General features: G+C 46.5%; 21 protein-coding genes. 12 read left to right on the top strand and 9 right to left on the bottom strand.

All coding sequences use genetic code 11. From position 1 onward, the window contains the following. The first annotated feature begins 2 nt into the window (after positions 1 to 2). Positions 3 to 1,478 (top strand): xylulokinase, encoded by a 1,476-nt coding sequence (xylB, locus tag L4D06_RS13165; RefSeq protein WP_429739853.1) that lies wholly within the window; start codon positions 3 to 5, stop codon positions 1,476 to 1,478. A 14-nt stretch (positions 1,479 to 1,492) separates the two neighbouring features. Then, on the top strand, positions 1,493 to 2,392 hold the full coding sequence (locus L4D06_RS13160) for a helix-turn-helix domain-containing protein (RefSeq protein ID WP_429739852.1): 900 nt from the start codon (positions 1,493 to 1,495) through the stop codon (positions 2,390 to 2,392). 50 nt (positions 2,393 to 2,442) lie between these two features. Here the strand turns inward: L4D06_RS13160 and L4D06_RS13155 are convergent, their stop codons facing one another. From L4D06_RS13155 to L4D06_RS13135, 5 genes are all read right to left on the bottom strand, one after another. Continuing rightward, positions 2,443 to 2,847 carry a hypothetical protein gene (locus L4D06_RS13155; RefSeq protein WP_429739850.1) on the bottom strand — a complete coding sequence of 135 codons (405 nt, stop codon included), beginning with the start codon at positions 2,845 to 2,847 and terminating at the stop codon, positions 2,443 to 2,445. A 162-nt stretch (positions 2,848 to 3,009) separates the two neighbouring features. Further along, positions 3,010 to 3,768, bottom strand: a complete 759-nt coding sequence (locus L4D06_RS13150; protein WP_429739849.1) for an SDR family oxidoreductase — start codon at positions 3,766 to 3,768, stop codon at positions 3,010 to 3,012. After that, positions 3,769 to 4,248, bottom strand: coding sequence for a cupin domain-containing protein (locus tag L4D06_RS13145; RefSeq protein ID WP_274164850.1), 480 nt, complete (start codon positions 4,246 to 4,248; stop codon positions 3,769 to 3,771). Between the two features lie 323 nt (positions 4,249 to 4,571). After that, entirely contained in the window at positions 4,572 to 4,907 is a 336-nt protein-coding gene (locus L4D06_RS13140; protein ID WP_274164851.1) for a DUF1428 domain-containing protein, read from the bottom strand. Between the two features lie 469 nt (positions 4,908 to 5,376). After that, positions 5,377 to 6,240, bottom strand: a complete 864-nt coding sequence (locus tag L4D06_RS13135; protein WP_429739848.1) for an MBL fold metallo-hydrolase — start codon at positions 6,238 to 6,240, stop codon at positions 5,377 to 5,379. A 117-nt stretch (positions 6,241 to 6,357) separates the two neighbouring features. Here L4D06_RS13135 and L4D06_RS13130 point away from each other — a divergent pair, with 117 nt between their 5' ends. Next, positions 6,358 to 7,242 carry a LysR family transcriptional regulator gene (locus L4D06_RS13130; RefSeq protein ID WP_429739846.1) on the top strand — a complete coding sequence of 295 codons (885 nt, stop codon included), beginning with the start codon at positions 6,358 to 6,360 and terminating at the stop codon, positions 7,240 to 7,242. An 83-nt stretch (positions 7,243 to 7,325) separates the two neighbouring features. Here the strand turns inward: L4D06_RS13130 and L4D06_RS13125 are convergent, their stop codons facing one another. The 3 genes from L4D06_RS13125 to L4D06_RS13115 form a co-directional block, all read right to left on the bottom strand. Further along, a complete protein-coding gene (locus L4D06_RS13125) occupies positions 7,326 to 7,742 on the bottom strand; it encodes a BLUF domain-containing protein (protein WP_274164854.1) in 417 nt (138 codons plus the stop codon). A 171-nt stretch (positions 7,743 to 7,913) separates the two neighbouring features. Then, complete coding sequence (locus tag L4D06_RS13120; RefSeq protein WP_274164855.1) at positions 7,914 to 8,177, bottom strand: ParB N-terminal domain-containing protein; 264 nt, start codon at positions 8,175 to 8,177, stop codon at positions 7,914 to 7,916. An 87-nt stretch (positions 8,178 to 8,264) separates the two neighbouring features. Next, positions 8,265 to 8,741 carry a MarR family winged helix-turn-helix transcriptional regulator gene (locus tag L4D06_RS13115; RefSeq protein ID WP_429739844.1) on the bottom strand — a complete coding sequence of 159 codons (477 nt, stop codon included), beginning with the start codon at positions 8,739 to 8,741 and terminating at the stop codon, positions 8,265 to 8,267. 133 nt (positions 8,742 to 8,874) lie between these two features. On the opposite strand from L4D06_RS13115, the gene L4D06_RS13110 reads away from it, so the two are divergent. The 8 genes from L4D06_RS13110 (at position 8,875) to L4D06_RS13075 (ending at position 16,285) form a co-directional block, all read left to right on the top strand. Continuing rightward, positions 8,875 to 9,735, top strand: coding sequence for a DMT family transporter (locus tag L4D06_RS13110; RefSeq protein WP_274164856.1), 861 nt, complete (start codon positions 8,875 to 8,877; stop codon positions 9,733 to 9,735). 413 nt (positions 9,736 to 10,148) lie between these two features. Continuing rightward, the gene (locus L4D06_RS13105) at positions 10,149 to 10,625 is read left to right on the top strand and encodes a GNAT family N-acetyltransferase (RefSeq protein ID WP_274164857.1); all 477 of its coding nucleotides are present in this window, start codon (positions 10,149 to 10,151) and stop codon (positions 10,623 to 10,625) included. Positions 10,626 to 10,660: 35 nt separating this feature from the next. Further along, entirely contained in the window at positions 10,661 to 11,143 is a 483-nt protein-coding gene (locus L4D06_RS13100; RefSeq protein WP_429739841.1) for a GNAT family N-acetyltransferase, read from the top strand. A gap of 593 nt (positions 11,144 to 11,736) precedes the next feature. Then, a complete protein-coding gene (locus L4D06_RS13095; RefSeq protein WP_337992916.1) occupies positions 11,737 to 12,165 on the top strand; it encodes an ATP-dependent zinc protease family protein in 429 nt (142 codons plus the stop codon). Positions 12,166 to 12,169: 4 nt separating this feature from the next. Then, positions 12,170 to 13,078 (top strand): 30S ribosomal protein S6--L-glutamate ligase, encoded by a 909-nt coding sequence (gene rimK / locus L4D06_RS13090; RefSeq protein ID WP_028023965.1) that lies wholly within the window; start codon positions 12,170 to 12,172, stop codon positions 13,076 to 13,078. Beyond that, positions 13,062 to 14,126, top strand: coding sequence for a succinylglutamate desuccinylase/aspartoacylase family protein (locus L4D06_RS13085; protein WP_274164860.1), 1,065 nt, complete (start codon positions 13,062 to 13,064; stop codon positions 14,124 to 14,126). Before rimK ends, L4D06_RS13085 begins: the two co-directional genes overlap by 17 nt. A gap of 246 nt (positions 14,127 to 14,372) precedes the next feature. Next, positions 14,373 to 15,314 (top strand): lipase family alpha/beta hydrolase, encoded by a 942-nt coding sequence (locus L4D06_RS13080; RefSeq protein WP_420791221.1) that lies wholly within the window; start codon positions 14,373 to 14,375, stop codon positions 15,312 to 15,314. A 107-nt stretch (positions 15,315 to 15,421) separates the two neighbouring features. After that, the gene (locus tag L4D06_RS13075) at positions 15,422 to 16,285 is read left to right on the top strand and encodes a lipase secretion chaperone (protein ID WP_274164861.1); all 864 of its coding nucleotides are present in this window, start codon (positions 15,422 to 15,424) and stop codon (positions 16,283 to 16,285) included. Between the two features lie 86 nt (positions 16,286 to 16,371). Here L4D06_RS13075 and L4D06_RS13070 read toward each other — a convergent pair whose 3' ends face one another. Beyond that, positions 16,372 to 17,031, bottom strand: a complete 660-nt coding sequence (locus tag L4D06_RS13070; RefSeq protein WP_274164862.1) for a hypothetical protein — start codon at positions 17,029 to 17,031, stop codon at positions 16,372 to 16,374. A gap of 144 nt (positions 17,032 to 17,175) precedes the next feature. Here L4D06_RS13070 and msrB point away from each other — a divergent pair, with 144 nt between their 5' ends. Continuing rightward, positions 17,176 to 17,619, top strand: coding sequence for a peptide-methionine (R)-S-oxide reductase MsrB (msrB, locus tag L4D06_RS13065; protein WP_429739839.1), 444 nt, complete (start codon positions 17,176 to 17,178; stop codon positions 17,617 to 17,619). Positions 17,620 to 17,641: the final 22 nt, after the last annotated feature.

The following is a 17,641-nucleotide window of genomic DNA, read 5'->3' as shown; positions in this document are numbered from 1 at the left end:
AAATGACAGCATACCTAGGTATTGATATTGGCACTTCTGCCGTCAAGGTTCTTCTCGTTGACTCGCTTGGCAATGTCCTTGATAGTCATTCAGAAACCTACGGTATCGACTCACCAAAACCGTTATGGAACGAACAAAATCCTGACATTTGGTGGCGTGCAACTTGCTCATCAATCCATGCGCTTAAATCAAAGAACACAACGGTATGGCAAGATATCGCGGCGATCGGACTATCAGGACAGATGCACGGTGCCGTATGTTTAGATGAGAACGGAACACCGCTACGCCCCGCTATTCTATGGAACGATGGGCGAGCCTTTGAACAAAGCCAAACGCTTAACCGAATATGTCCCAATATCGGGCATGTCGCCGGCGTACCCGCTATGCCGGGATTCACTGCACCCAAATTGCTGTGGCTACACGACAACGAACCCGAGTTGTTCCGACGTATCCACAAAGTGCTTCTACCGAAAGACTACGTTCGCTTGCAGCTCACAGGCACTTACTTTACCGATATCAGCGACGCGGCGGGTACATTGTGGCTTGATGAAGCAAAACGAAATTGGGATGACGACATACTTGGTGCATGTCACCTTAATCGTTCGCAAATGCCCTCGCTAGCAGAAGGCAATGAAAACACCGGAGCGCTGCTCGCCCATGTTGCAATAGAATGGGGACTTTCCCAAGATGTCTTCGTGGTAGGGGGAGCAGGCGATGCGTCTGCTGGCGGCATAGGTATTGGCGCGATCAACGAAGGGGACGCCTTCCTATCACTAGGGACGTCTGGGCAGATATTTGTTGCTAAGGAGCAATACACCGCAAACCCAGATGCATACATCCATGCGTTTGCGCATGCGTTGCCGAACCGATGGTGTCATATGGCGTGCTTACTCAATGGTGCCAGTCCGCTGAACTGGTTCGCGTCAATCACATCAACCCCCATTGCTACGCTACTTGAAGAAGCAGAGTCACATTACGACATTCATCAAACCGTATATTTTCTGCCCTATCTCACGGGGGAGCGCACTCCACACAACAATCCTTTTGCAACGGGCGCTTTCGATGGGCTAACAGCCCACACGCAACGCTATGACATGGCTGTGGCTATTTTGGAAGGTATCGCTTTCAGCTTCCGAGATTGCATAGAAGCGCTTAACCAAAACGATCACCCATTGACTGCGCTAGGTGCTATTGGTGGTGGTACAAAAAGTGCGTTCTGGCTTCAAATTCTTGCGGATGTGTTGAACGTATCGATTCATAAGTACCAAGGCTCGGAAACAGGCCCCGCTATGGGGGCAGCGAGGCTCGCCATACTGGGCCATACTCAGCAAGATATTGAAGCGATTTGCACAGCCCCTAGCGTTGAGAGAGTGTTTCAGCCGAATAGAAACAGGCACAGTGTTTATTTAAAGAAACATGCACACTTTGGCCAATTGTACCAAGCATTGCTACCAACCAATCGACAAGAAACGTGTTAGAGAGGAAACCCCTGATGTCAGCTGAGAAAGATCCAGTTTGGGAGTTTATTCAGATTGAAGACAAGTCGGTGTTTTACAAGGAGCATGGTGTTCCTCATCACAGCATCCACTGGCATGTCCACGAACAATATGAATTACATCTCATCGTAAAAACCAATGGGAAAGCCATGATCGGAAACCATCTTGGTCCCTTTTCACCCGGTCAACTCACACTGGTTGGCCCATGGCTGCCCCATAACTGGGAAAGTCAATTAACACCAGGAGAAACTCACGAACTCCGTGACATGGTGATATTGTTCAAGCCGGACTTGTTTTACACAGCAGCAAAGTCATTCCCAGAATTGGTCCAGTTTGGTCCACTCTTAGAACAAGCAAAAATGGGAATCGAGTTTTTGAATGTGCCTTTTGACACTGCAGTGGAATACTTCATGAAAGTGAAAGAAAGCCAAGGCGTAACGCGACTAATTAATTTTCTCTCCTTTATTAACTATCTCAGCCGAAGCAACACACGCTTACTATCAAACATGCCCGCTTCGGAAGTAAAAGATGCGGGTACCTTGCAAAGTCGAATTAACGAGGTAGTTGATTATGTCATGCAAAACTATCAACACCCTCTTCGATTAAAAACACTCGCCGACAAATTAGGCATGTCAGAATCTTATTTCTCTCGATTTTTTCACCAGTCATCGGGACACCGATTCACCGACTTCGTCAATCGCGTGAGGATCCAGCGTGCCTGTATCTTATTAAGTGACACCAATGACACCATTGCAGACATTAGCCAAACAGTTGGCTTTCATAACCTTGCCAACTTCAGCCGACAGTTCCGCAGGATCAATGGGCTAAGCCCATTGGCTTATCGCAAGAAACACGCAACTCCTACTCGCAAAGTTAACCTCGACTTGTCTCCTTGAATGACACTTCGTTGCAGTTAACGCTAGGTTTGAACACTCGATAATATCCTCTACCGACGTGTATCTAGGCTCTGTATCTGACCAGTTTTAGGTATTTGTGCCTTTTCCAGTTCTTCATTTTCGAGGAAACGCGTCAAAGCCATGCTGGCATCACAATAGCTCTGATTTTCAGTAAACACTGCGCGTGCAACATCAATACTCTCTTCAGCAAGCCGTCTTTCTTCCAAGGGTTGTCGACTATCACTGAATACGATTTGCTGCTGCAATAACAGTGTTCGAAGTTTGTCTCGGCAAATTGGTTCACTGATGTTCACCTGCTGATGATCATATTTGTCGGTGCTGAATCCAACCGTTGAACGGGTCAAATACTCCGCAGAAAGTGCTGTTGGCGCATTCAATATGAATAAACATACAACAAGGGAAATTTTGGAAGGTCGAACAAGAAACAACATCATACTTATCAGCCATTTATGATGTTCAGCATTATTTCACAAATAGGGAAAGTTGTTTATCCTAAATCACATTTTTTGAAGCAAGGTATGTAATCAAACACCCTGACATTCGAGCCAATCCCGATCACACAAAGCCACCGAGAAGGCCCGGTATGTAGAGCCCTATTAAATCCCCCCCGAAACGTCAATGATACTCCCCGTGGTAAACGACGACGCGTCAGACAAAAGAAAGCAAATTGAGGCAGCCACTTCATCCGGACGACCACCGCGCTGCATAGGGATTTTGTCCTGAAGACGATCAATGCGGTTCGGCTCTCCACCATCAGCATGAATATCCGTATGAATTAGCCCCGGGCGGACACCATTCACTCGAATACCTTCTCCAGCCACTTCTTTGGATAAACCAATGGTGAACGTATCCACTGCGCCTTTGCTCGCAGCATAATCAACATACTCATTAGGAGAACCTAACCGAGAAGCCCCTGAAGAGACATTCACGATAGATCCCCCTTTACCCCCATTAGAACGCGCCATACGCTTCACAGCTTCTCTCGCACACAACAAGGAGCCAGTCACATTAGCGAGCAAAACACGATTAATACGCTCGGCGGTCATATCCACCAATTTGCTTTGTTTAAACAAAATACCGGCATTGTTCACCAAACGAGTGAGAGGTAAACCGACATCATCGATACTGGCAAAAAGCTGGAGCACTTCCTCTTCCTGAGAGATATCAGCTTGAACGGCGAAAGCTCGCCCACCAGCATCATCAATCGATTGAACCACAGCAAGCGCCGCATCTTTTCTTGCTTGATAGTTAACACACACCACATATCCTTGTGCAGCGAGCTGTCTTGCAGTCGCTGCACCAATACCCCTGCTTGCACCTGTTACCAGCGCAATTTCACCATAAGAATGCGACACTTATTTCTTTCCTGCATTTGGAAAATCAATCGTATCAATATCTACCACTTGCCAAGGTCTTCCTTGGTTGCGAAAAATTCGCTTATTGAGTCGTGGATAATCCGCCTCATCATGGGCGAGGCGCTGCCCAACCACGATACAACGCAACGTGGTATCGCCCGTATTCACCATGGTATGAGGTAGGCCACCAGCGGGATAGCCAATAAAGTCGCCTTCTGCGACAGGAAATGCTTCCTCTCCAATGGTCACTTCCGCGCTGCCCGATAGTACATAGACGCATTCGTCTTCAAAGTAGTGAACATGATATTGCGTAGATTCATAGGTTGGTTCGATTTCAACAATATGAAATCCAATACCCGTTAAGCCAACGAGATCACCCAGTGATTTATTCGTTCTCACTGCGTTGGGATTCAAAAAATGGGTTTTAGTGATCCCTTCCATTGATTCAATCTTGTCTTTTTTCACAATGTAATCACTCATCGCAATATTCCTTATCAACGCGCCAACAAACGAACAGAATAACAACACTCCCCGTCGAAATAACAGGCAATATAAAACGTTCCTTGGATAACAGGAGAAAAGGGTGCGAATCAGGTCTCAGAAAGTGGATTTGTTTTGGTTAGCTTTGCTTTGATTAGCTTTGGTTAGCTTTGGTTAGCTTTGGTTAGCTTTGGTTAGCTTTGTGGAGCCTAGTCCTTAGGGGATGACATCCATGCCTCGTGCACTCCAAATATATTGTTCAACGAGCCTCAATTCATATACGCCGAGGTTTTTCGGTAAGACGAAGGGATTGAGGCGGGCTGTTAATGCAACTGTGGAAATAGCGAGTCATCAAGATCGATCCTCTCTCCGTCGAAAGACGCCGGATTCATGACATCATCAAAACGCGGATCGGAAAGCATTTTTTCCATACCCTGATCACGAACCTCACGCGACGGCCATACAATCCAAGAAAACAACACGACCGAGGCTGCTAATCGATGATTCGAGCGCGATTGAGCCACACTTTCATCCGCACAATGCACCACATTCAATGCGCCATAGGTTCTCATTAGAGGGATCACTGACGTCACTAATCGTCGGTAGATTTCTTTATTCGTCACCGGCAACGCTGTAATTAAACCATCAACATAAAGCACGATCCATTTCCTCAACTCTTCGAAGTATTCACTATCGCAACCGAGTAAGCATCATCATGTCTAACCACTGACTCTGCGCTCGCGCTGACCCTTTTCTGAGTTTCTAGTTCTTGAACTACAAATAAAACAACATATGCCAATTGAAATTCAGTTGACTGATATCATTAGGAATATTCCAAAATCTGCCCACCCATACGAAAACAAACCTCGCATTTAGACACTTAACAGAATTCTAATGCAGGCGCTCTGGTTAGAAATGAATCAACCATGAGAAATGCAAATAGTCTCTTATACTCTGTTGGTTTTATTGATGAATGATGACAAGAAAAAATTAGCGGCTACGTAACATAGGAACGAGTGAACAACACAACAAAGACAATGCGATTACACAATGAACTCTAAGGAACCCGAGCCACCCACCATGGCGGTGGCAGTTCACCCTAGATAGGCAAACTGCCTGATTCGCTCATTACCACTGAACCTCACCTTCGTGCACCTGTGCGCCGAGCTCAAGCGTGAAGGTCGCCCCTAATTCTGGGTAAAAACCGACCATGGTATCTATCACGCCTTTGCTGTCCTTGCTCTTGGCTTTTGCATCAGCAAAGCGTTCAATCCAAGTTGCCGTGTATTCGATGGTTGAAGGATCCAGCTTGCCCTTAGTTTTCATATGTCCAGGGATCACCAGTTCAGATTTCAGTGACTGCATTTCATGGAGTTGCTCTAGCCAGGCTGTCACTTCTTCTTCAGTTTGAGTGTCTGCCATCCAAACGTGCATCCCTTCTACGATACCGACATTACCCAGAATCGCTTTTTCTGAAGGAATCCAGAGGTAAGGTCGATGCGCCAGCACACCGTCAGTACCCTTGAGTTGGATAACTGTGTCATCAATTTTCAGCTCCTTGCCTTTGAATACATCCGGCACACGTGGTTGTTGAGGGGCATTAGCTCCCATTTTCGGGCCCCAGAAACTGATTTTAGTTTCCAGTTTTTTCACGATCTCATCCCTTACCGCTTGGGTCGTCACCACATTCACGTGGGGGAAAATTTCCAGCAATTGCGAAGCACCGAAGTAATAATCCGGGTCTGCCTGACTGATATAAATGGTGTTCAGCTCTTTACCGGAATCCAACACCTTGGCGGCAATCTGCAGGGCGTCTGCACGAGTAAAGCCAGTGTCGATTACCATCACTTCTTTTTCGCCTGAAACGACAGTAGAAGTCACGTTAAAGCTATTGTCGTCACCGTAGTAAACGTCAAATGTCAGTGGTGTACTCTGTGCCATCACTGGAGTGACGAGAGCAAAAGATAGCGCGAATGCGATTGCTGTTTTCATTGTTTTACTTCCTCTTTATTTGGGCTTGGGAAGAAGCATAACGATTGGATATGCTCGGAAATAGCGCCTATTCTTTGCATCATTGTTTCTTAAATCACTCCAATAAAGACTGAACTTATGGATAAGTTAACTGCCGCAAGAGTATTGCTAGATGTCGCCCAAACCGAAAGTTTCACTGCTACCGCTGACAGGCTGGCAATGTCTCGCCCTATGGTGACACGCTATGTCGAAGCGATGGAAAACTGGCTTGGGGCAAGGCTTTTGAACCGCACCACCCGCAAGGTATCACTCACCAATATGGGTAAGCAGGTACTGCCAGATATGCAGCGATGGGTTGAACAAGCATTACATTTAGAAGAAAGCCTGATGCCGGGTGAATCCCTGAGTGGATTCATTCGCATCAGTACCAGTATGTCTTTTGGTTTTTCCCAACTCATGCCCGCGTTACACGAATTTCGGGAATGTCATCCGGGAGTGATCATCGACATTGATGCTCAGGACAGAGCTGTCGATCTGGTCGCTGAGCGCGTCGACCTTGCCATACGCACAGCCAGTAACCCAGATCCCTCACTGATTGGCCGCCCACTCGCCCCATGTGAATCAACATTGGTTGCATCACCTGCCTACCTAAAATCGAAGCCACCGATTAAAGTACCTGAAGACCTCAGGGAACATGAATGTCTGGGCTACAAAAACTTTGGCCGACATGAATGGCATCTCACCCAAGGCCACAATAAATGCAGCATAGACGTGACTTGTCATATCACGGGGAACGAAGCCACGGTGCTGCTTCACGGTTCACTGGCAGGCATGGGGATTTCAATGCAACCCACCTATCTGGTCGAAGAGATGATTGATAAAGGTGAATTGGAAGTGGTATTACCGGAATGGGAGTTGAATACCCTGACCATCTATCTGCTTTATGCCTCACGCAAACATCTTTCAAGGCCGGTGCGTGCCTTGATTGATTTTCTTGTCGAGTATTTTGATGGGAAGTTCTAATGTCTACTGGCTTTGGTTGCCAAAAAATTGGCCATCACCTTAAAGGAGAAACGGTCAATTACYTGTATGTACTCTCCACGTAACTACCAAATGCGTTTGAATTGTTCGATAAGATAGATGACATCAGGGCCTATTTCACCAAAGTCTTCTGCTGTTAACTGTCGTTCAAGAAAGTCGTTGTAACCACGCAACTGAGTTTTATCAAACTGCTCGAGGTTTTTGAAACCCATTGACCAATTCGGAAAGTTTCGGTGAGTGATTTCACTCCGATCAAGCACCACAACACTCGTATGACGTTCGTCTTGCTGTATCCTGCTAAATAGCACCTCGACAGCCGATTTCTCACCTTCCAATACTTGGAAGAAATTTCCCTTTGCATAGAGTAGAAGCCCGCTCACATTGGCAGTTTCATTGTTTGATCTTGCCTTACCCAACAATTGCATCAATTTTGATTCTGAGAAATCGCAAGTCGCTGCGCTTGCATAGATAAGACGAATCATTCAGTCCACCCAAAATACGTATATCGTACTGTTAAATAGTTTATTTTCCTTATTAGTTTACTCTAGCAGTTAATCACCGCTCTACGCATTCCCTCAGCACCCCTTCATAAGAAAATCGCTTAATCATGGCGTTACCTCGACTTTCTCTGATCGTGGGATGAGCGAGGGAAGTTAGGGGATATCTGATTGGAAAATTGATACCGGGATGCGCAAGTCGTTGCCAGTTTCTTTAAATATTTTAAAGGCGGCAGAGATACGATGACCACCATCTTGCAGGATATACGTTTTACCACAGGCACATCGAATCAACTGGATGGCTTCGTTAATCCCCTCACCTTGTTTTAGGCTTCTCAACACAGATTTAAAGCGATTATCTTCACCACGCAGCCAATGTAGATCCATCTTCACAAGCTCACTGATAGGCATGAATTCCATGCAATCTCCTTCTTAGCCAATTCAATACAGTATGTCGCGCACGCTCATCACTGCGTCAACTAATAGTGAGAAAAAGCCGCTTTAACGCTATTCGTTCGCAACAAGCCATTTTTTAAGTAACATCGCCAATTGCGCTTGTTCCTCTTCCGTTAAGGCGAGAAGCATCTGGTGTTCATTTGCAACATGCGCTTCTACCACCTTATCGATTAATGCCAACCCTTCCGTTGTCAGCGTCACGAGACAACTTCTTCGGTCTATTTCACTTGCTTGTCGCTCAACCAATCCGCGTTTCACCAACCCGTCAACACGTGTGCTCATAGCACCAGAAGAGAGCATCAAGGTTTGGTAGAGCTCAGTTGGCGTCACCGCCTCTCCTAAGCGTCTTAGTGAGGCAAGAATATCAAACTCTATACTGCTCAACTCATAACGTTTATAGACGTCATCAAGTTTGTTCGTCATCAGCTGTCTTGCTCGTCCAACTCGTCCAATAACGCCCATAGGTGAACAGTCTAAATCTGGCCTTTGTTTCTTCCATTGCCCCAATATTGTCTCTACGTGATCCATCTCTAATACCATCACTTGAAATATCTTTTTCAAAAGATACTTGAATGAAAGTTAAAAAGCGAATACTTTATCTTTCAGGAAAGATACTTTCTGATAAGAAAACCTTGGTTCACAATAAAAATAGGAGCTCAATGTGGCAAACTACTTACTCGCGGCACTCGTCCCTTTACTTTGGGGAAGCACCTATGCCGCTGTGAGCCTCTTCTTACAGGATTTGTCGCCATTTTGGGTCGCCGTTTGGCGTGCGTTACCCGCAGGCTTGCTCTTGTTGCTCCTAAAACCCGGCAAACCTCCTCTCCCTTGGGGAAAAATGACGCTGCTCAGTGTGTTTAACATTGCCGCCTTCTTTCCCCTGCTTTTTATTGCTGCTTACAAGCTCCCTGGGTCAGTGGCGGGTACACTCGGCGCGACACTACCTTTACAACTCATGTTTATGCAATGGCTAGTAGAAGGAAAAAGACCCGAATTTAAAATGTTACTGCTCGCCATAATTGGGCTGGGCGGTGTTGTGCTGATTCTTAACCCCAGTGCCGACATCGATCCAATCGGCGCCGCAGCAGCGCTGTGCGCTACGGCTTTAGTCGCGAGATCTTCGTTGTGGTTAAAGAGCTGGCCCGTCACCGATATTTTCAGGCTGACCGCGTGGCAATTAACGCTGGGGGGACTGCTGTTAGTGCCTATCGCGTTTCTCATTGAGGGCATGCCAAAAGCCATCACTCTTCATGAACTTCCAGGCCTACTTTGGGTTAGCTTACTGAATAGTTCGTTTGCCTACTGGGCATTCTCACGCTCCATTAAGAAGATAGGCGCTGATTCCATGGCCATGATCAGCATGTTAAACCCCGTTGCTGCGGTCAGCTTAGGGATCCTCTTAGTGGGAGAAGTGCTTGGCCCCTATCAATGGATGGGCATTGGCGTGGTGATAATTAGCCTTTTGTTAATGATAAAAATAAAACAAAAAGCAGCGCGTACGCGTATCCAAAGACCTCTTTAACCTGCAATAAGCGTGACCCATTCGCGCTTTAAACTCGGATCGTCGACCTCTTTACATCAGTGAGAAATACGCCATTGGCGTATTTCTCTTTCTATTCCTCTTTCTCTTCCTATTTAATTAAGAGTTCAAAGCAACAAATATTGGTAATAAAAGCGCTTTCAAACACACTAATTGTGTGACTTACATCAGAAAATAAAACTCACACACATACATCCCCCCTCCCATTTCGTTTGAATCAATCCACCACAAAATAAGTGCAACTCAGTGAATAACGTTACTCATACAACACGCATTGGGTATTTACCACTCTCCTATTCCGAATATCGCTCCATATCTTCCAAGTTTTCAAACTTGAACAGCGCCGAAACACAGTGCTAAATGCTGATTGAATTTAGTTTTAGGAGGAAATGATCATGGAAATACGAATAGACGATCTTAGCGGCAAAGAGATTCAAGCCCTCCTCCAGCAGCACCTAACACGTATGCATGAAATTAGCCCCGCAGAAAGCGTTCATGCACTTGACCTCTCTGGATTACAAAGCTCCGACGTAACGCTTTGGAGTGCATGGATTGACGGTCAGCTTGCGGGCTGTGGCGCACTGAAAAAGCTCAGCCCAACACACGGTGAGATTAAGTCAATGCGGACGTCAGAAAACTTTCTCCGTCGAGGCGTCGCTGCGAACCTGCTCGCACATATTCTTCAAGAGTCACGCAGGCGCCAATACTCACGTCTAAGTTTAGAGACGGGCACTGAAATAGAATTCGACGCTGCGCGAAAACTGTATGAACGTTTTGGTTTCGAAATCTGCTCCCCGTTCGCTGACTACGTAGAAGACCCTAATAGCGCCTTTTATACTCGTGCACTGCAGCAGTTCAGTCCAGCCCTCTAAATTCAGCAAAATAGACGTTTGATTCAGAAGAGCCTATGAACCCAAGAATTGAGATTGTTGACTACCACCCACGATATACCGAACAAACGATTGAAATGTGGCGCTTGAGTAAAGAAAAAGCCTTAGGTATTCCTGAAATGCACGACCTTGATGCTCATCGCTACTACTTGAACAGAATTCTTGCCGCAACCAATCGTATTTACCTCGGCATTGAACGCAGAACAGGCCGAGTTTTGGGAATGATTGCCGCCGACGGCGAATTTATTACGCAACTTTACGTCGCGCCAGGTTCTCAACGAATGGGGATTGGTTCGTTACTCGTGCAATTGATCAAGGATACGAGCCTCGGCGATCTCAAGCTTTATACTTTTAAAATTAACCATGGTGCTCGTACATTCTGGCAAAAGCACGGTTTCGTTGAATGCCAAGTTGGTCAGCACCACAATGAAGAAGGGTTAGTCGATATTCTTTGTGAATGGCGCAATGCGACAGCATACAGCCATATCAGCTATGCCTAAGTAAGCTTTGGCTAAGCAAGCTACGCCTAAATATCAGCCACACTATTTACTCTACTCTTACACGAATAAAACTAAACAGATGGCGCTGTTTTAACACTAAAATATCGCCACGTTTAATTCATATATCACTCTGTTACAGCAAACAAAATCTCGACTTCTCATTCCCTCAGCAAGGCATCAGGCACACCGCGAACTCGCTAGTGTCATACCTTTCAAACCGCCCCCTTTTTTACGCATTAAACTCACACATAACATCGATAAAATAAATTCATCGTCACGAGTTAAAGATTGACTTGTCGACCACAATGCAAAGCTGTAACTTGCGCCCTCCTTAGTGCGGTGCTGTCAATGTGGATGCGATAATTGTGCCGCCGGAGCTGTAACGATAGTGTTGATTATTCAATCGGTTCTTATAAATGTGAGCGGAAAAAATTCGCAGAGCAGCTATCGTTTTACTTGAGTTAGTGTCAACGACTGGCGCGCTCACTCCATCATACCGAAATACACTATCCGGGGCATTGACAGAGATGACTGACAACAACGCAGCTCGACCAACACAGGTCGAAGAATCAAACCAAACTAAAGCAAATGCAATGACGACTGTCGGCTGGCGTGAATGGGTGGGCCTTCCAGAGCTAAACATCTCTGCAATTAAAGCAAAAGTGGACACCGGGGCTAGAACATCGTGCCTGCACACTTTTGGTATTGAAGAATACGAAAAAAATGACGAAAAATGGGTGAAGTTTTGGGTTCATCCAATTCAAGATGACAGCGTTACAGAGCAAGAATGCCACGCGAAAGTCATCGACATGCGAACAGTTCGCGACTCGGGCGGTCATGAGACTTTCCGCTATGTCATCCTAACAACATTAGTTATTGGGACAATGCGCTACCCAATAGAGATGACATTAACAGCACGCGATAACATGCAATTTAGAATGTTACTGGGACGAACCGCTATGGAAGGCCGACTACTGGTCGATTCAGAAGCATCATTCATCGTTGAAGCGCCACAAGGTTAAGTTTATGAAAATTGGAATTCTATCTCGCAACGCAAACCTTTACTCGACCCGTCGCCTGATCGAAGCGTGTGAAGCACGTGGGCACGAATACAAAATCATTGACGCACTGCGCTGTTATATGAACATCAACTCAACACAGCCTTCTATTCATCTTATGGGTGAAGATCTGGTAGGTTTTGATGCTGTTATTCCACGTATTGGTGCTTCTGTGACCTTCTATGGTTGTGCCGTATTACGTCAGTTTGAAATGCTGGGTATCTACACCGTTAACGATTCAGTGGCTATCTCACGCTCACGTGACAAGCTTCGTTCGCTTCAATTACTGTCTCGTAAAAATATTGGTATGCCCATCACAGGTTTTGCAAGCAAACCAGGTGATATTAAAGACCTTCTGAGCATGGTTGGTGGCACACCCGTTGTTATCAAGCTGTTGGAAGGCACACAAGGTATTGGTGTGGTTTTGGCTGAAACGCGTAAAGCTGCTGAGAGTGTAATCGAAGCCTTTATGGGTCTGAAAGCTAACATCATGGTGCAGGAATACATCAAGGAAGCTGGCGGTGCTGATATTCGCTGTTTCGTTATCGGTGACAAAGTCATCGCAGCGATGAAGCGTCAAGCTCTGCCGGGTGAATTCCGTTCAAACCTTCACCGTGGTGGTAGTGCGTCACTTGTTCGCATTACACCAGAAGAACGTAAAACAGCGGTTGCTGCTGCGAAGGCTATGGGCCTACATGTTGCAGGCGTTGATTTACTGCGCTCTGAGCGCGGCCCCCTAGTGATGGAAGTTAACTCATCACCAGGTCTAGAAGGGATCGAAACTGCAACGGGTAAAGACGTGGCAAGTTTGGTCATAGAACATATAGAGAAAATAGTCTCTTCTCCGAGGACAAGGACACGTGTCAAAAGCCAATAATAAAAATAACGCATTTGAAATTGGCGGGATAACCATCCCGCCAGGTGAACGCGCAAGCGTTGAATTTGAAGTTGCCAAGCTTTATACACACTCGCCGCTGTCAGTGACAGCGGAAGTTATTCATGGAAAGAAGCCCGGCCCTGTTCTAATGATTAACGCCGCCATTCATGGCGACGAATTGAATGGTGTTGAAGTTGTCCGTCAGACGCTAGAACGCATTAACCCAGCGACGCTGAAAGGCACGCTTATTGCGATTCCAGTCGTCAATGTTTTCGGCTTCATTCACAAGTCTCGTTATCTTCCAGATCGCCGAGACCTAAACCGCTGTTTCCCAGGTTCAGAACGTGGCTCGATAGCAGGACGCATGGCATACCAGATCTTCGAACAGATCGTACGCCGATGCACCCATATTATGGATCTGCATACTGCCGCTATCTATCGTACAAATTTGCCACAAATTCGTGCAAACTTGTCTAACGAAGAAACCAATGAAATGGCCATTGCATTCGGTACGCCTGTTGTTATCGATGCTGCACTTCGTGAAGGCTCTCTACGTTCTGAAGCCGAGAAAATTGGCATACCTGTAATCACCTATGAAGCGGGTGAAGCGCTTCGATTCGAACCGTATGCGATTACTGCAGGTGTGAACGGTGTGAAACGCGTAATGCAGCACTTAGGCATGATCCGTAAGAGTGCACGCAAGTCGAAAGTTGAACCTGTTATTGCTCGCGCTACGCGTTGGCTTCGTGCAGAGTCAGACGGTATTTTGCGTTCACACGTATCCCTAGGCCAGCGTGTCAGTAAAGGCCAACTGTTAGCATCAATCAGCAGCCCAGGCGGAAGCGAAGAAATCCAGACCATTGCTCCACTAGGTGGCATCATCATTGGTCAGCAAACGTTGCCGTTGGTTAACGAAGGAGATGCAATTTTCCACATTGCTTACTTTGAAGAGCCAGATCGCTTGGTAGAACAACAAGTAGAACATTACTTGGATGAAGTGACCGACGATTCAAGCAATGAAATCAAGTTTGGTATCGGCGTTCAATAAGCTATCCCATCATTGATTTAACACATCGGATAACCTCGCTTCTAACAGGTTATCCTGCATTAAAGAGCTGCCGTTCTCACGCAGCTCTTTTTTTTGCCTGCTCCTTGCTGACAACCCGCTCTCTCCGTTAGTTTCCACACAATAAAATTTAACAATTAACAAACATCTCACTAATGAGACAAAAACCATAGTTAACAGGTGGCTAATATGTAACCGACATCAGAGGACTGACCAGAGGTAATTATTGTGAAAGGATTCATACTGTCACTGCTACTCGCAACAACGTCTATTTCTGTTTTTGCAGGATCAAGCACCAGCGGCACCTCCACGACAGGCTACACACAAACAAAATATCCCATTGTGCTGGTTCATGGCCTATTTGGGTTTGACCGGATCCTCGGTGTCGATTACTTCCACGCCATTCCTCAAGCATTAACACGCAGTGGCGCTAAAGTTTTTGTTGCTCAAGTCTCTGCGACTAACAGTTCGGAAGCACGCGGCGAGCAACTATTACAGCAAGTTCGTTGGATACGCGCCGTCACTGGTGCGCAAAAGGTTAATCTCATCGGACACAGTCATGGCAGCCCAACAGCGCGCTATGTGGCTTCTGTAGCACCCCATTATGTGGCATCAGTCGCCAGTGTTGGCGGTGTCAATAAAGGCTCTGAGTTTGCCGATGTGGTGAGAAAAGCATTTGCTCCAAATTCTGCAGGGGAAGCCTTAGCGGTCAGTGCCGCTCGCGCTTTATCGGGTTTAATTAGTGCCCTGTCTGGTGGCAGCCATCTGCCTCAAGACCCGCTTGCTTCCCTTCACTCTTTAACCACCAAAGGTTCACGAGCGTTCAATGCCAAATATCCCGAAGGCATTCCGACTTCGCGATGCGGAGAGGGTCGCTACCGTGAAGCCAATGGCGTTTACTACTACTCATGGTCAGGCACTAGCACTGCCACCAACATTCTTGATATCACCGACCCAGCGCTGTTTGTGACGGGGCTGTTCTTTTCAGAACCTAACGATGGCCTTGTCGGTCGCTGTGCAACGCACTTGGGTCGTGTTATTCGCAGTAACTACCGCATGAATCATCTGGATGAGGTGAATCAGTTTTTCGGACTGCACCACTTGTTTGAAACCGATCCAGTGACGATTTTTCGTCAACACGCTAATCGATTAAAACGACAAGGTTTGTAATAAAGCGATACCGAACATCGGTACACGCCCAGAAATTAACGCTCACCCCTTGCAAGAAAATTGACTCGGTACTTGAGCGTTAATTCAACGATGACAAGGAGCACGCCATGCGCATTAGCTTTACAACTTACAAAATTCTTCTATTGCTTGTGGCAGGCGTCATCTTTGCCGTGTTTGTTTCGGTTTACTCAAAAGATGAGAACGAGGAACAGTCACAAGTGCGCTCACACCAAGGCACAGACGTTGATATTTCATCAGATCGCGATACGTTTGAATATTTTCTTTCAACGTTGGGCGAACAAAACCTAGCACAGCTTAATGAATCCTATACCGACTTTGCGGACACAATGAGCTTTGGTGAACGCCAAAAAATACTGTTTGAAAAATATCAGGCGTATCGTCAATCACTGGCTCTTATCACACCGCCACAATCACTTTCTGGCATTGATTATTTGCAATATATCCATCATCAAAGCCTGTCGATGCAATCAGAGCATTTCAGTGAAGAAGAACAAAAACGTCTATTCTATGAACAAAACCTGACGCGAGAAATGGCGATAAAGCGATTGGAGATTGAACTACTAGGGCTGGATGAAGACAGCTACCAAGCACAGTGGCAGTCAGAACTCGACCAACTAACCCCTGACATGAAAGAGAGCTACCAAAATGCCGCGCTGATTGGGCAACTAAGTACCGCCCTATCACTCGATGACAAGACGAAGTCGGAGAGAATTCGTGACCTCGTCGGGGAGGAAGCCGCATCACGACTTGAGGCTCTTGAGACACAAGAAGCCGCCTTTAAACAAACATTTCAACAGTATCTTGCCCAACGCAGCGAAATACTGCAAAAGGCCACACTATCGAAGGATGAGCAAGATCAGGCACTCGCTACACTCAAGCATTCTCACTTCGATCTCGAAGATTTCCGTCGCGTTGAAGCCTTAGAGACCCTAAGTGAGCAAAGCCAATGATCCAGCGTGATGTTCAGGCTTTTTCTCATTGAAGAACATACATATGGATATGGCAATAGTCTTGAGAGCAAACAGTCGTGATCAAATCATTGCAGATAGTCAGAGGGTGCCAGTAAAGACACACGGAAACGAATCTGCTCACCAAAGCGCTGACGAATACGTTGGCGGGCTGACTTAGATTCATCCACAACTTCTACGGCAACAATCTCGTCGAACTCATCAACATAGACACGCAGATTGCCAATGTACACGGCAACATCGTCGGCACGCACAAGTACAGTAAACCACTCAGGCAGCACCAAGTTGACATAACGCAACGATTCTCCCTCACGAAGAGCACGCTCAAGTCCAGTCAGCATCTGGGTTTGTTTTGGGATCGCTATATAAAAGGGAATGTTCCAGTCAGCCAACAGACCAAGCGCACTGCTCGAGGTCACGGCCATTTTCCCACGGGAGTCATTTTCTGGCACATTCGTATCCAGCCAGACCAGCACCCGTTCACCGTCAAATGGCATAAAGGTGTCAGTCTCTTGTTTTAACGACGCCCCCACTACTGCGGGGAGCACGGTAACGCGACCAACAAGAAGAACCTCATCATCTTTGATCTGAGAAAAATCCGACAACGTATCTGTCGTAGAGTTTGATGTGGAACAACCACCAGCAGACACGATCAGCAAAACCAGCCATGTGCGTAACACTGACAAACTAAAGCACTGTTGGAGCAATAAATGGGGATAACGAACCATGGATCAACCTTAGTACAAATCATCCCACACTGAGGTCACGTTGTTCATAATGAAATATTTGTTGTGGCACGTCGGTCTTTTCATTCACCACGCGTGTTCATGCGCGACGTGGGTTATCAATTAAATAGATAGGAAGGTGACACTATGCTTAACTGGGAGTCTGTATTAACCACAGCAAAACACGGTAACCCTACCCCTCCACGTCGGGTTGAGAAAACAGAAGTGGAATGGCAGGCCGAGCTAAGCGAAGAGCAATTTTATGTCACACGTAAGCACGGCACCGAGCGTCCATTTAGCTCAGAGATGTGCGGTATTTTTCAGCCCGGCGTTTATGCCTGCGCATGCTGCGCCACTCGCCTGTTTGATGCGCAAGAGAAATTCGACTCTGGAACAGGTTGGCCGTCATTCACCGCACCACTCGAGGAAAATGTAGTGGCGTATACCATGGATATTTCGCACGGAATGACGCGTGTTGAAGTGACATGCAACGTGTGTGATGCGCACCTTGGTCATGTCTTCCCTGATGGACCTGAACCCACCAAACTTCGTTACTGCATTAATGCTGTCGCTATGAACAAAGAAGCGTAGCCACTAACAAGCACTTAATGTT

The organism is Enterovibrio makurazakiensis (assembly GCF_050336585.1).
In the GTDB taxonomy this organism is placed as follows: Bacteria; Pseudomonadota; Gammaproteobacteria; order Enterobacterales; family Vibrionaceae; genus Enterovibrio; species Enterovibrio gelatinilyticus.
The sequence above is the reverse complement of the archived record's forward strand: the minus strand, read 5'-3'. Positions and strand labels throughout refer to the sequence as shown.

Coding starts and splice junctions, on each gene's coding strand:
- xylB (WP_429739853.1), top strand. CDS start 3: ATGACAGCATACCTAGGTATTGATATTGGCACTTCTGCCGTCAAGGTT.
- L4D06_RS13160 (WP_429739852.1), top strand. CDS start 1,493: ATGTCAGCTGAGAAAGATCCAGTTTGGGAGTTTATTCAGATTGAAGAC.
- L4D06_RS13155 (WP_429739850.1), bottom strand. CDS start 2,847: ATGATGTTGTTTCTTGTTCGACCTTCCAAAATTTCCCTTGTTGTATGT.
- L4D06_RS13145 (WP_274164850.1), bottom strand. CDS start 4,248: ATGAGTGATTACATTGTGAAAAAAGACAAGATTGAATCAATGGAAGGG.
- L4D06_RS13135 (WP_429739848.1), bottom strand. CDS start 6,240: ATGAAAACAGCAATCGCATTCGCGCTATCTTTTGCTCTCGTCACTCCA.
- L4D06_RS13130 (WP_429739846.1), top strand. CDS start 6,358: ATGGATAAGTTAACTGCCGCAAGAGTATTGCTAGATGTCGCCCAAACC.
- L4D06_RS13125 (WP_274164854.1), bottom strand. CDS start 7,742: ATGATTCGTCTTATCTATGCAAGCGCAGCGACTTGCGATTTCTCAGAA.
- L4D06_RS13120 (WP_274164855.1), bottom strand. CDS start 8,177: ATGGAATTCATGCCTATCAGTGAGCTTGTGAAGATGGATCTACATTGG.
- L4D06_RS13115 (WP_429739844.1), bottom strand. CDS start 8,741: ATGGATCACGTAGAGACAATATTGGGGCAATGGAAGAAACAAAGGCCA.
- L4D06_RS13105 (WP_274164857.1), top strand. CDS start 10,149: ATGGAAATACGAATAGACGATCTTAGCGGCAAAGAGATTCAAGCCCTC.
- L4D06_RS13100 (WP_429739841.1), top strand. CDS start 10,661: ATGAACCCAAGAATTGAGATTGTTGACTACCACCCACGATATACCGAA.
- L4D06_RS13095 (WP_337992916.1), top strand. CDS start 11,737: ATGACGACTGTCGGCTGGCGTGAATGGGTGGGCCTTCCAGAGCTAAAC.
- rimK (WP_028023965.1), top strand. CDS start 12,170: ATGAAAATTGGAATTCTATCTCGCAACGCAAACCTTTACTCGACCCGT.
- L4D06_RS13075 (WP_274164861.1), top strand. CDS start 15,422: ATGCGCATTAGCTTTACAACTTACAAAATTCTTCTATTGCTTGTGGCA.
- L4D06_RS13070 (WP_274164862.1), bottom strand. CDS start 17,031: ATGGTTCGTTATCCCCATTTATTGCTCCAACAGTGCTTTAGTTTGTCA.
- msrB (WP_429739839.1), top strand. CDS start 17,176: ATGCTTAACTGGGAGTCTGTATTAACCACAGCAAAACACGGTAACCCT.